The sequence below is a fragment of the Flavobacterium sp. SLB02 genome (assembly GCF_009664855.1).
Lineage (GTDB): Bacteria > Bacteroidota > Bacteroidia > Flavobacteriales > Flavobacteriaceae > Flavobacterium.
On record NZ_CP045928.1, the window covers coordinates 1,366,030 to 1,380,360 of the forward strand.

Annotated in this window: 9 protein-coding genes; 7 read left to right on the forward strand and 2 right to left on the reverse strand. The window is 38.6% G+C overall.

Going from position 1 to position 14,331, the window contains the following annotated elements:
• Positions 1-3 precede the first annotated feature (3 nt).
• Positions 4-837 (forward strand): conjugative transposon protein TraN, encoded by an 834-nt coding sequence (gene traN, locus GIY83_RS05560; protein ID WP_208685493.1) that lies wholly within the window; start codon positions 4-6, stop codon positions 835-837.
• A 29-nt stretch (positions 838-866) separates the two neighbouring features.
• Positions 867-1,667 carry a hypothetical protein gene (locus GIY83_RS05565; protein ID WP_194619503.1) on the forward strand — a complete coding sequence of 267 codons (801 nt, stop codon included), beginning with the start codon at positions 867-869 and terminating at the stop codon, positions 1,665-1,667.
• A gap of 439 nt (positions 1,668-2,106) precedes the next feature.
• Here the strand turns inward: GIY83_RS05565 and GIY83_RS05570 are convergent, their stop codons facing one another.
• Both GIY83_RS05570 and GIY83_RS05575 read right to left on the reverse strand, forming a co-directional pair.
• The gene (locus tag GIY83_RS05570) at positions 2,107-3,231 is read right to left on the reverse strand and encodes a glycoside hydrolase family 88 protein (protein WP_208685495.1); all 1,125 of its coding nucleotides are present in this window, start codon (positions 3,229-3,231) and stop codon (positions 2,107-2,109) included.
• A 22-nt stretch (positions 3,232-3,253) separates the two neighbouring features.
• On the reverse strand, positions 3,254-6,055 hold the full coding sequence (locus tag GIY83_RS05575; RefSeq protein ID WP_208685497.1) for a glycosyl hydrolase: 2,802 nt from the start codon (positions 6,053-6,055) through the stop codon (positions 3,254-3,256).
• A gap of 443 nt (positions 6,056-6,498) precedes the next feature.
• Here GIY83_RS05575 and GIY83_RS05580 point away from each other — a divergent pair, with 443 nt between their 5' ends.
• The 5 genes from GIY83_RS05580 (at position 6,499) to rhaM (ending at position 14,302) form a co-directional block, all read left to right on the forward strand.
• Positions 6,499-9,642, forward strand: a complete 3,144-nt coding sequence (locus GIY83_RS05580) for a TonB-dependent receptor (protein ID WP_208685500.1) — start codon at positions 6,499-6,501, stop codon at positions 9,640-9,642.
• A gap of 6 nt (positions 9,643-9,648) precedes the next feature.
• On the forward strand, positions 9,649-11,175 hold the full coding sequence (locus GIY83_RS05585) for a RagB/SusD family nutrient uptake outer membrane protein (RefSeq protein ID WP_208685504.1): 1,527 nt from the start codon (positions 9,649-9,651) through the stop codon (positions 11,173-11,175).
• Positions 11,176-11,331: 156 nt separating this feature from the next.
• A complete protein-coding gene (locus tag GIY83_RS05590; RefSeq protein WP_208685507.1) occupies positions 11,332-12,864 on the forward strand; it encodes a sialate O-acetylesterase in 1,533 nt (510 codons plus the stop codon).
• 9 nt (positions 12,865-12,873) lie between these two features.
• The gene (locus tag GIY83_RS05595) at positions 12,874-13,944 is read left to right on the forward strand and encodes a glycoside hydrolase family protein (protein WP_208685520.1); all 1,071 of its coding nucleotides are present in this window, start codon (positions 12,874-12,876) and stop codon (positions 13,942-13,944) included.
• A gap of 28 nt (positions 13,945-13,972) precedes the next feature.
• The gene (gene rhaM, locus GIY83_RS05600; protein WP_208685523.1) at positions 13,973-14,302 is read left to right on the forward strand and encodes an L-rhamnose mutarotase; all 330 of its coding nucleotides are present in this window, start codon (positions 13,973-13,975) and stop codon (positions 14,300-14,302) included.
• Positions 14,303-14,331: the final 29 nt, after the last annotated feature.

Consider the following 14,331-nt stretch of genomic DNA (forward strand, 5'->3'; position numbering starts at 1 on the left):
GAGATGAAAAATAGAAATTTATGGTTTGCGCCCTTTATGGCTTTGATCTCAATGACAGTCTTTGGACAGAGAGGCAGTAGTCAGGCTGAATTTAAAAATCTGCAAATAGCCCAGATGAAGACCACCAGTGTGGTTTTTCCTTATCCCATCAAGAGCATCGATAAGGGAAGCTCGCAAGTATTAATACAAAAGGCCAAAGGGGTAGAGAATATCCTTTTGGTGAAAGCCGGTAAAGAGAATTTCTCACAGACCAATCTAACAGTTGTAACCACAGAGGGCAATCTCTACGGCTTTATTTTGAATTACGATGAGCAGTGTCCTGATCTGAATTTTTTGGTACAGAGCGCATCAGCGTTAAATGACGATATTGTTTTTAGCCTTGATAATGAAAATCAAAAAAAAATACAGCAGTATGCCCAGTTGGCCCTGATGAAAAAGAGAAAACTAATTGGGATAAGTAAGAGCAAGTTTGATATCAGCCTTCGCCTTACAGGGGTATACATTCATCAGGATGTCATCTACCTAAGGCTTTTATTGGGTAACAAATCCAAAATTAATTTTGATATCGACCAGCTGCGCTTTTTTATCGGTGACCAGCGCAAGTCCACCCGCACGGCATCCCAGGAAATTGAAATGAGTCCCCTTCTGCTCACCTCAGAGCTGATCAAAATCCCTGAGAGATCGGAGCTTTCCCTTGTTTGCGCCTTGCCTAAGTTTACTATCGGTGAGAGAAAATACCTCACCGTAGAGCTTCTGGAGAAAAACGGCCAGAGACAACTGGGACTTGATATTAAAGATCACCAGCTAATGGATCTTGAAATACTCGGAGCCCTGTAAGGAAAAACGAATTTTAAAACTTAAATATCATGAATGAGAAAAATTTTGAGTACTTGAGCGATCAGCTCAAATACACCGGATTTGGTGAAGCATTGCAAATGGAATTAAAACAAAAACTTCACCAGCAAGAACCCTCTTTTACCTTGTACCATGAGACCTACTATGAGGATCGGGTAGCAAGGGCCACACTGAATTTCAATAAGGCTAAGCAAGGGGATCTTTATTTTTTTAACTCCTACACGGTAGAAGTTCAAAAAGAGAATATCCCAGATGTTCTGGAGCATACCTTTTATATGGGAAAGACAGGCAATATTACCATGAAAGAGTCTTATAATCTTTTGATGGGAAGATCTGTTTATAAAGAACTGGCCAGCAAAGAGGGACACACCTACAACGCCTGGGTGCAGATCGATTTTATACAGTGCGATGAAAATGAAAATTTTAAATTCAAACAGTACCATCAAAATTACGGCTATGACCTTGAGGCCACTCTTGATAAATATCCTATTAAGGAGCTAGGTAACGATATTTTTAAAGAGGATCTTTTGCGCTCCCTTAAAAGAGGGAATTTGCACCAGGTTACTTTTTTAAGAGGGTCTGAGGAATCTAAGCTTTTTATAGAGGCCAGCCCACAATTTAAAACCATCGGAATTTACGATCAGGATCTAAAAAAACTCGATAACCGCCATTACAAGGACATCGGACAGATTCTAGTGGTTTATGAAGAGGTAGGAGAGCATAAAAAAAAAAGCCAGCGACCCCAGAGCAGTGAGGATGAAGAACCCAGAGAAGGGAGTAAGAGAAGACAAAAACGCGCCAATTCCCTCTAAGCAGGGAATTGTTGAAGAATCACTGAGTGTATTTTTTGCTGGCGCAGAAAAAGATTTGCGCATTGGCCATATCCACCTTGGTTTATTTGCAGCCCTGCTACACTATTATAGTCTTAGTGGGTTTGTGAATCCCATCAATGCGTATAGCTATCAGATCATGCCACTGGCCAAAATATCGGCCCCGCGGACCTATATCAAATACATTGGCGAACTAAGCCAGTACGGCTATATCAAGTACGAGGCTTCTTTTAAGAAAAACAAGCCCAGCTGTATTTATTTGCTGGGAGCATGCGATAGGCAAACTAATTGAACACAAAAATCAAAACCCGCTAAACCAGAAAGCCTGCCCTCTTTTTTAAAGTGGAGCAGGCTTTTGGTTACAGGTATTCTCTTTACTGTTTTTTATTTTCAGAGCCCGTTGACATCAGCGCAATTGGCATTATTTGATTTTGTAAATTTCAGAGCCTGCCAGTAAAAAACATCCCAGACCATAGTCTTCAAAATCCGGAATTTTATCATAAGACAGAGGCTGGCCATCTTTTGGTTCTTTTCCTGTGGATTGCAAATAGCCCAAAAAGCCATTGTTGTGTAAACTCTCGGTTGTCATAGCATTCCATGCTTTTTGAATTACAGGCAGGTAAGTCTCTTTTTTTAAAATTCCGCTGTTGATTCCGTAGGCCATTCCATAGACAAATAATGCTGTGCCTGAAGTTTCTTTTTCGCCAAAATTAGTTGGATCATGAAGACTTACATTCCAAAAACCATCAGCTCTCTGGATGGGAACCAGGGCTGCAGCCATCGCTTTTAAATCTTTTACATATTGCGCCCTGCCAGGCGCATTTTCAGGAATAATAGAAAGCACTTTTGCAAGGGCTCCAATTACCCAGCCATTTCCGCGGCTCCAGTAACAATCCTCACCGTTAGGTTCTTTGTAAGGAGGATCAAAATCAGCATCACGCCACCACAGGCCATCTTTAGGATTATATAGCCCGTGATCGCCATGTTTGTCTCTCGAGTACATATACATCTGATACATTTTCTCAAAATAGCGATTGTCTTTTTCTAAAACCCCTAGTTTTGCAAAAACCGGCATCCCCATTTGTATGGCATCAATCCATGACCAGTCATCTACTTGAGGTGTATTTAAAAGCATATTGATATTCGCCTTTGTGTTTTTTAATTTTTTAGCATCAGGCTCCAGATTATACAAATCGATATAAGTCTGTGCCGCGCAATAATTATCGGCATTTCGGGTGGTATTTCCGCCATTAAAACCCCATTTATGAAACTCAGACCACGCGTAGGCATAATCGTAATACGCTTCCTTAGGGTAAATTTCGTGTAATGCCATGAGTCCTTCATAATAAACCCCACGCGTCCAGATATTACTGGGGCGTTCTTTATTGGTAATGATGGTTTTGCCGGTCTCAGGCCATTTTTGCATGAAATAATCATTGGCAAGCATCATTTGTTTGAGTACCAGTTTTTTATCAAAGGCTTGTTGTGCATTTGTAGAGTTAGTATAGCACAGGCATATAGCGAAAAATAAAAGCAACTTTTTCATTTTAATATTCGTTATTTAGTAATTAGTTTTCTTGTTTTAATGGCGTAATTGTAACAGGGCCTAATAATCCCGAAGGCATTGGAGTCCATTTTGTGGCATCGAATTTTTTATAATCTTTATCGACCATATTGATTTCGTAAAAAATCTTCCATTCTTCGCCTTTAAGTTCCTTATCCCTGATTCTGTTGGCAGAGAGATTGGTAACCTGAATCTTCAGCGTATTTTTTCCGGTTTTTAGTTTGTTAATATTCAATTGATAGGGAACAGACCAGGCCGTACCGATAAATTCATCATTGAGCCAGACTTTGGCGCTTTCGCGAACATCTCCCAAATTAAGACTCCATTGTTCTGCTTTAGTATTTGGTTTGTCAAATTCTAAGCTGTAAGTTGCAGTTCCTGAAAATGCTTCTGCCTGAGGACCTAATTTTGTCCAGGATTCTAAAGTAGCTACTGTTGCATTTGCAGGAAGCTCCGGACCGCCTTTGTCAAAGGCTATTTTCCAGTTTCCTTTCAGTGTTATGGCACCAGCAGTAGGCTCATAATAGGACCATTTTTTTTGTGAAGCTGTATTTTCTGTTTTTAAAAAATAAGATTCACCCGGTTCTATTTTTACTTTAACCAGTGTTGTATTGGCATTTTTAGTCACAAGAGCATTACCGTAAGCCCGGGTCAGGGGATCGAAAATGACAACCTCTTTATTTCCGATTTGAAGCGCAATGAAAGTATCAATAGTTTTTGGGGTATGATTGACCAAATAATACATTTTTTCCCCGTCAATATCTCTTCGGGTATATTTTAAACCTGTATCTACAAGTGATTCGCGATACAGTTTTATATGCTCTAAAGCCTTAAAAATGTCTGATGTAGGTTGCAGTAATGCTGCATTTGTAGTTAAAATATTTTGGAGCTCTTGTTCCTGTTTTTTATAATCATTAAATCCGGGAACTGACTGAGGTAATCCTTCAAAAATAATAGATGCGCCCGCTTTTTTAAGTTCAAGGAGTTTTTGCAAAGTGGCAAGAGGCATTTTTTTACAAGATGGAACAATAAGTGATTTAAAACTACCCCCGGGTAAAACAATTTTCCCATCTATAACGCTTGCATCTGCGATAAAATTATCAGAGATAAAATCTACGCCATATCCTTTTTTCATTAAACTTTTGGTAGTATCATAAAACGAGGTATTGTATAACCATTCTGATAAAGAATGTATTTTGAACTGAAAGAATAAAGTACCTTTTTGATATTTGTCCCAGGTATCAAAAATAGGCCAGTATAAAAGGATTTCATTATCAGATTTTCCTTGTTGCAATAACGACTGGCAATTGGATATATAAGAGAAAAGAGCAGGAGCGTCCTGCCAAATACTATTATTGGCATTAAAATTTACAGAAGCATAAAATTGCCATCCCGGCCATGCAGCTCTCTGTGGAGAATACGTCGAGCCGTGAAGAAAAACATGATTCACTCCATTGAGCATTAAATCTTCCACCTCAGGTTTACATTGTGATAAAGCTGTTTTAAAATGTTCCCTAAGCCAGGTAAAAGTCTCTGATGAAACTAAATTTTTGCCTGATATATGAGCCGCAGATGAAGAGAATTTAAGCATGACCGGATCAGCATCGCCTTCGCGAATGTCTTCTTTTTCACGTCTGAAACCCGGAATATCAAAGGGCATTGATCCAAAAGTTTCGCACTCGGGAATATCTGCCGAGGCATATAAATCGATCAGGTTTCCCGGAGATCCGTGCGCCTGAAGTTTGGTTTTGAAGTTTTTAGAATGCGCCCATGAGGTCCATGACTTATCAAATTTACTCAGTAATAAATCACCAATGGTCTCTCTGTAATCACTTCTGATTCGGTTAGCCACTTCATTATCGGTTTCACTTAGTAAAACAGGTAACTCTTTTTTAAGATCATAACCACGAAGGGCCTTGAATTCCTCAAAGAAATTAGGGGTGAAGTCAGTTCCGTATACCTCAAAACTATCATTAAAAATGGCTCTTATTTTTCCTTCGCGACCTTTAAAAGCGGTATTAAAAGGAAGCAAATAAGCACTTAGAGCTTCCTTGGAATAATGGTCTAAAGTATAGCCGCTGCCTGCAGGGGCGGCCCTTTTTACTTCCTGTCCTGTTTTTCCGCTAAAAACAGCGTAAATGGTATAATCTTTCTTATGGGCCTTCCAGTTCAGTTTACTAGCCTCTGCCTGATTGGGCAAGGCAATATGACTGCCTTCGATTCCTTTATCGGAGGCATTAACTTTATTCTTTTTTAACTGATCCGTTAGGTTGATATACGTTCCATCGCTTGCGTAGGCAACAACATATAAAAGTTCTGCTGGCAATTTTTCTTTGGTGCTCGAAACGGTAATATTTTTATTGAAAGTTTCATTTCTCTTAAGGGGATATTTCTCTACAATTAGCTTTGTTGCAGCATAAGGCAAGGTAACATGTGAGCCTCCGTAAGGCCAGCCTGTTCCTAGGACCATATCAACCTGCATATGAAGACTATCGGCAATATGAATAGTGTAATCTAACATGTCCATCCATTTTGGAGACAGATAATCAATAAAATTGTTTTCTTCTCCTTTTACACCGTATATGGGGGTAATTTCCACACCGCCAATTCCGGCCTTATAAAAGTCTATCAGGCTCTTTTTCAGGTTGGGTTTATCCACAGCGCTTCCCATCCACCACCATCGCGCCCAGGGCTGATTAATGTTTGTGGATTCTGGCCAGGGAGAAGTGGAGGTTTCTTGCGCAAAAGCGCTAAGAGCGCCGCAAAACAAGAAGGCAATAAAGAGGTTGGATTGGGTTAGTTTCATTATTTACTCAAAAGTTTTAGTGGTTACTAAATTAATCACTTCACAGCATTAAAAAATTATGTCGGGATAATTTTTTAGTAGCAGCAATGAAGTAAAAGTATTAGTAAGGTATCAAAAGGCTATCCTGTAGCATCCTGTTTTTGATAATTATATTCAAAAAACGGAATGTTTAATCAATGCAGTTCCTTGTTTTATAATTCTTTGTTTTTTGTAAAAATAATTATGAAATGCTAAAAAATGTTTTAATTAATTTTTTGATATGATATTTAATAATCTTTCAATTATTTTAAAGATTGTAAATCAACCAGTTGTGAGATTTTTGTCTTAAAATAAATATAAATTTCCTATAAAGCATTGAAATCTAACAGGATACTACAGGATGCCACGAAAACAAGTTCTGGATAAATTTGAAAAACTATTAAACTAACCAAAATTTAACTTTTATGAAAAATAAGCTTAATCTTTTGCTGATTATGGCCCTCTTTGCTTTATTGCACGGATCGGTTTATGGGCAAGAAAAAACGGTTACAGGAACAGTTACTGACCCTTCTAAACTCTCCATTCCGGGAGTCAACGTAATTGTTAAGGGAACCAACAGGGGAGCCAGTACTGATTTTGATGGAAAGTTCACCATAAAAGCATCCCAGGGAGAAACTTTGGTTTTTTCCTTCGTGGGATTTTTGAAAAAAGAACTAAAAATAGGTACTTCAACTACTTATAATGTTTCTTTGGATGCAGAAAGCGCTAACTTAAATGAAGTGGTAGTGATAGGCTACGGAACCCAGAAGAAAAAATTAACTACAGGGGCCATCTCAGGAATTAAAACAGAAAATTTTACAGAACGACCTATCTCGAGAATCGATCAGGGTTTAATTGGGCAGGTAGCCGGTGTGCGTGTCAAACAAACAACAGGATTACCAGGTCAGCCTTTTAGTATCGAAATCAGGGGATCAGGATCCATTACGGCAGGAAACGAGCCTTTGTATGTGGTGGATGGATTTCCTATTTATACCGAAGGATCAAATAGCAACGGGGGATTCTCAAGCGGAAGCCCGTTGGATAACATGAACCCAAATGATGTAGAATCGATCGAAGTATTAAAAGATGCCGCGGCAGCTTCTATTTATGGATCAAGAGCTTCAAACGGAGTGGTGTTGATTACCACTAAAAAAGGTAAAAAGGGAAAAACTAAATTTACCTTTAATATGTATGGTGGTGTGAACAAAGAAGCCAACAGAGTAGATATGTTATCTGCTCAGGGATGGATCGACAGGGCGAAAACCATGATTGATTCCCAGTGGGTAGGATCAGGAATTGCGGGAGCTTCTGCAAGCCAGAACAATGCCGAGAGAATTGCAGCTTATAACGCAAAAAATCCAACGGCGCCTCTTACAACTGCAAACACAAGGTATTATTCGTATTTGTATGATGAGAGATGGGATATTCCCGGACATCCTGGACTTGATTATATCGACTGGCAGGATAAAGTTTTCCGCACAGGAGAATTCAATAACTATCAATTATCGGCCTCGGGAGCTACAGATGTGGTGAATTATTATGTGTCTGCCAATTATCAAAAAAATACAGGATATATTGTCGGAACTGATTACACCTTATTTTCTGCCAGAGCCAACGTAGATTTTAAATTATCAGAAAATTTTAAAACAGGAATAAACATTGCCCCTTCCTATTCGATCAAAAATGATCCGGGAGTAGAAGGAAAAGACAATACCTTATTTAAGGCCCTTACGGCAACTCCGGTTTTTGAAAGCGCGTCTAATGCGGCAGGAGAAAAATACACCACAAGATATGCCTGGGGAAGCAGCACCACAAATATGCTAAACGCACTGGCCAGAACAGGAAAAAACTCCATGTACAGAACTTTGATCTCTACCTATGCAAGTTATCAGTTTGCAAAAGGATTTACCTGGAAAACAACATTGAATTTTGATAACTCCGACAATACAACAGAGAGTTATACACCCAACGATGTTCAGGCTAGTATTAGAGGAGCTTATAACACGTACAGAAGACAAAATTTAGTAAATGAAAATACCCTGAACTGGGATAAATCATTTGGAAATCATAACCTTAATGTGCTTTTAGGACAGTCTTTTAGTTCCTATGAAATCATGAGATCCAACTTATCTTCAGGAGCGCTCTATAACAGTTCAACTGTCGAGACATTGCCAACAGGATCTCTTGGATCTACCAATGCAGAGAAAAGTACATTACTTTCTTATTTTGCAAGGCTGCAATACAATTACAAGGAAAAATACATCTTATCTGCAAGTGTTAGACGTGATGGTTCTTCAAAATTTGGATCGGACAAACAGTGGGGAGTTTTTCCTTCGTTATCATTAGCATGGAGAGTAAAACAAGAAGCGTTTATGCAAAATATCGACTGGCTTAGTGATTTAAAACTAAGAGCCAGTGGAGGTCTTAACGGAAGTAATAATATTGGTAGTTACGCCTCTTATGCAACACTGGCTACTTATAATTATTCAATTGGCGGCACATCAGCAATAGGACAAGGAGCATCATCAATAGCCAACCCTTCATTGCACTGGGAAGAATCACGAAGTGTAGATTTTGGATTGGATTTTGGGATATTAAAAAACAGAGTTACAGGTACATTTGAGACCTACAGAAAAAATAATAGTGAATTACTTTTAAGAGTGCCTATCGTTGGGGCTACCGGATTTACAAGTTACCTGACCAATGTGGGAGAAGTACAAAATCAGGGGTGGGAATTTGAACTAAGTTCTTTAAATGTGAAAACACCAAGTTTCGAATGGAGAACATCAGCCAATTTAAGTCATAACGAAAATAAAGTATTGGCATTAGGCCCGGGTCAGAGTAAAATTGAAATTAGCAATGCCTACGATGGAGGAGTTCCCTTTGTAAAATTAGAAGTTGGAAAACCCATGTACACCATATTTGGATTACAACAAAACGGAGTAGTGACACAAGCTGATATCGACGCGGGAGGAACTACAATTGGAGGAAACAAACTGGTTCTGGGAGATCCAAGATATATTGATCAGAATGGAGATAAAAAAATCAATGCAGATGACCGTGTAGATTTAGGGAATCCAACTCCAAAATATACCTGGGGAATTACCAATACCTTCAAGTATAAAGATATTGATCTAAACATACTGATTCAGGGACAAAACGGAGGAACAGTTTATGGACTCACAGGAAGAGCAATTGACCGTACCGGAATGGGATCAGTTGAAAACTCATTAAATGTAGATCCATCGGTGAGAGGAAACTGGAGAACCTCTTTTGGATATCAGGCCAATTCAGACTGGTTGTACAAATCAGATTATGTGAGTGTTAGAAATATCACCATTGGATATAACCTCAGACAAGCCATAAAAGGACTCAGCAGAATCGATAATATGAGATTGTATGTAACAGGAGAAAACTGGTTCTACTGGAACAAATATAAAGTAGGTTTTAATCCTGAAGCAGTAAATACCTCAGGAAGTTCCAATAGCGATTTTTCTGTACCGGTAGATTATGGAGGAGCTCCTTTGGCAAAATCTTTAGTGATAGGACTTAACATTAATTTTAATTAAAATAAAATGAAAAAATATATTTATTTACTAACAATTGTATTGGCAATGACATCCTGCACAGATGAATTGGAGCAATTGCCATTATCACAGGGAACAATTGAGAATTTCTATGCTACACCGGGCGATTTTGTTCAGGCTAGAAATGCAACCTATTCTGTAGCTTTTCACGGAATGGGAACCTACGGTTATGCCAACAGGGTTTTGAATTTAAGTGAAGTAAGATCAGATAATTTGCTGGCAACCACTCAGGCTTCAAGAGATTGGGAAGGAATCAATAGTTTCTACACCTCGATAAGTTCGAACACTTACGTGAAAGAAGCCTATTTGAGTAATTATAATGCCATTAATAAAGCCAATCAGTTACTGGAGAAAATCGCTGAAAAAGGAGATCAGATTTTTACCAATCCGGCTGAGAAAGCCTCCATGATTGCCGAGGCGCGTTTTCTTAGAGCATTCTGTTATTTTGATTTAGTAAGATGGTTTGGAAGGGTTCCTTTAATGGAAAAAACAATGACGGCTACCGAAGCTGCAAAAATACCAAGAACCCCGGTGGTAGATGTTTATAAACTGATCATTTCAGATCTTGAACAAGCCATTGTGGATCTTGCTCCCTCATACGATGCAGCCAATTTTGGCCGCGTTACTAAATATGGAGCAAAGGCATTATTAGGTTTAGTGTACATGACCCGCTCAAGCCCAACTTATAATATTGATGGGGCTACACTTGGCTTAAACGAATGGGACAAAGCCTACCAACAGTTAAACGATATTAAGCTAAGTGGTTTATATGCCTTTAATACAGATTACGAACCCATTTTTAAAGTAGAAGGAATTACCAATAAAGAAAATGTATTGACAATTCCTTATACTCAAAGTTTGCCGCTTGCCGTAGGAGGTAATTTTATGGTAGAGTTAGGTTACGAGCCTTATTTTGCCTCATTAAATTTATCAGCGCAGGGAGCTCTGGAAGCAAAACCAATTTCAACTGGTTTTTTGAATTTATTTGAAGCAACAGACAAAAGAAAAATATATGGTATTGCCACCAGTTATACTGTTGCAACGGGAACCTATAAAGGAAGTTATACGCTGCCGGTTTTCAAAAAATACATCGATGCTGCCAGATACGGAAACGGTCGTGAAGACTGGGGTGTTGATTTTATGGTAACACGTTACACCGATGTACTAATGCTTATGGCCGAGTGTACGCTTCACGGTGGCGGGGGGTCGCAGGCAGAAGTAGATGATATTGTAAATAAAGTAAGAACAAGAGCAGGTGTTGCGGCAAATGCCTCTAATATTACACTCGATGAATTGTTTACAGAAAGAAGAAAAGAATTCTTCTCAGAAGGAACAAGATGGTTTGACCTTATAAGATCAGGAAAAGCAGTAACTACTATGAACGCCTGGAAAGCGGCAGAAGATACTGAAGGAAAAATTAGAACAATCGAAAACAACTCGTTGTTATATCCAATTCCTCTATCAGAGATCTTAGCAGTTCCTGGCCTTTATGATCAAAATCCGGGTTACGATTAATATTTTGATTTTTTGATTTTTGTTTTTTAGAAAAAAGCTGTCTTTTTCAGGCAGCTTTTTTTTTAGCTTTAAAATTCAAAATAAACAGGAAAGCACAGGATACCTTTACCGTTTAAGTGTTTTAAATTTAAAGTTTTAGTATTTAAAAATATTCCAATGATGCATTTCAAAAGACTTCTGTTAATTCTACTGGTTTTTAGTACAAAATACTGCGTATGGGCACAGGTTAAACTTCCAGCTTTAGTGGCTGATAATATGGTATTGCAGCAAAATGCAAAAGTTAATTTATGGGGATGGGCAGCGCCAAGGGAAAAAATAACAATTCATTTAGGATGGAGTAATCTTCCTGTTGAGGTGCAGGCTGACGCCAATGGAAACTGGAAAACAGCAGTTGACACGCCCAATGGGAGTGACAAAGCCTATGATATTTTGATCAATGCATCAAATACTATCTCTTTAAGAAATATTCTAATTGGCGAAGTCTGGCTTTGTTCGGGTCAGTCCAATATGTTTTTTCCTGTGGGAAGAGAAGATAAAACCTGGAAAACCGGAGTTAAAAATTACCAAGAAGAAGTTAAAAACGCCTCTTTCCCTAATATTAGATTCTTTACCGTGGCGGTTAATGCTGCGCAAACACCACTTGAAGATGTTAGTGGAAGCTGGAAAGTGTGTACGCCTGAAAGTATTCAGACATTCTCTGCCGTAGCCTATTTCTTTGGCAGGGATTTATATCAAAAACTAAATGTACCCATCGGGTTAATCTCGACGTCCTGGGGAGGAACAAAAGCAGAAGCCTGGACCGCTCAGAGTGTTTTAGAAGGGGATGTTGCCTTTTTACCGATTTTACAGGAGGATGCAAAAAATGAAAAAGTATATCAGGAAAAACTCGAAGCCTATTACTTAGGTCTTACCAACGAGCGAATTGCAGCTGCTGCAAATGCCGAGAAAGGACAATTAAAAAAGCCTAAAAAAGAAGCCAACAAAACCTCGTATGTCCTCTACAATGCCATGCTTCACCCTCTGGTAAATTATACTATAAAAGGCGCTATCTGGTATCAGGGAGAGAGCAATTCAGCAAAAGCCTATTTGTACCGGTCTTTATTTCCGGCAATGGTAAAGAGCTGGAGAGAAGAATGGAAACAGGGTGACTTCCCTTTTTATTATGTACAAATTACACCTCACAAAGGACAAAATGCTGAAATACGCGAAGCACAATTAATGTCTTTAAAAACAATCCCTAACAGTGGAATGGTGGTGACAACAGATCTTGGAGATGCCAATAATATTCACCCAATAGACAAGCAAACCGTGGGTTATAGACTCGCTTTAATTGCCCGTGCGAAAACCTATGGAGAAAATAAACTGGTGTATTCAGGACCTATTTTTAACCATATGAAAATTAAAAAACAAAAGGCGCAGTTGTTCTTTGATTATGCGGAATCTGGTTTGAAACAAAACGGAGAGCATCTAAAAGAATTTGAAATAGCAGGAAAAGATCAGGTTTTTTATCCTGCCGATGCTGAAATTAATGGAAAAACAATTGTAGTTTCTTCTTCAAAAGTAAAAGAGCCTCTTGCTGTTCGTTTTGCCTGGAAAGCCGTTCCGGAGCCTAATTTGTTCAATAACGAAAATTTACCGGCTTCACCTTTTAGAACAGATGACTGGGAAATTAATACGCAGAAAAATTAAGAAGATAAAATGAATAGAAGACAATTTATAATCGGGAATTCTCTCGCTTTTATGGCGCTGTGTCTTCCATTTTCAGCGAAAGCCATTACTTTATGGGATGATCCAAAGCTTTCTGATTTCGAAAAAAGACTTCGACCAGTGGGACGCGCTTTAGAATTCGAGGATTATTATGTTTGGTGCAACAGCCCAATTGAAGGTCCTGATGGTAAAATTCATGTGTTTTTTTCCAGATGGCCCAAAGCAAAAGGAATGAGCGGATGGATCAACAGCTCTGAAATTGCTCATGCAGTTGCCCAGAATCCTGAAGGTCCTTATGAATATGTCAGCACTATATTAGCGCCCCGAGGGGAAGGTTTTTGGGATGCCACAACTTGCCATAATCCGAGTATTCATTTTGTAGAGGGAAAATATGCGCTTTTTTTCATGGGAAATTCCAACGGAAAAATGAATACAAAACGCATTGGACTGGCCACTTCCGATTCTCTTTTCGGACCCTGGAAAAGACCCGATGAGCCATTATTACTTCCGGGAAAAGAAGGCGAATGGGATGATCTTTTAACTACAAATCCTTCGTTTTTAAAACATCCAAACGGTGAATATTGGCTTTATTATAAATCATTGGATACAGAGAATTACGAGCATCCAAAATTTCCGGTAAAAGGCAATAGAAAATACGGACTGGCGATAGCTAAATCCCTTGAAGGACCTTATAAAAAATACGAACACAATCCGGTTATTGATTTCTCTAAACTGGGAGATAATAAACAATGCGAGGATGCTTTTGTATGGTATGAAAATAAGAAATTCAAAATGCTGGCAAGAGATATGGGCGTTTTCGGGATCGATTACGGATTGTACATGGATTCTGAGGATGGAAAGAATTGGAGTGATCCGCAAATTGCCTATCAGCCCTTAAACAAATATATCAATCAGCCCCAGGCGCCTAAGCATTTAAATCGGTATGGTAGGGTAGAGCGTCCCCAGCTGCTGTTTCAAAACGGAAAAGCGACTTATTTATTTACCGCTTCTCAGGGAGGAAAATACCAGACCGCTTCGGCATTTATTTTTAAGATAGTATAAAAGAAAAATTAATTTATATCATTCAAAGATGGAAAATAATACCACAGTGAGAAATGCTTTTACCATGAAATTAAAACCGGGTTTTCAGGCCGAATATAAATTACGCCACGATAGAATCTGGCCGGAATTACAAACCTTACTTTCAGAAAGTGGAATTCAGGATTATAGTATTTTTTTAGACGAGGACACCTTAACGCTTTTTGCTGTTCAGAAAATCAGTAAAGATTTCGATACGAATTTTTTGCCCAATCATCCCCTTGTAAAGAAATGGTGGAGCTATATGGGAGATATAATGGAAACAAATGCAGATAATTCGCCAAAAACCATTGTGCTTAAAGAGGTTTTTCATTTGGATTAAATGAGTAAATTGTCATTAAATAAAAACAA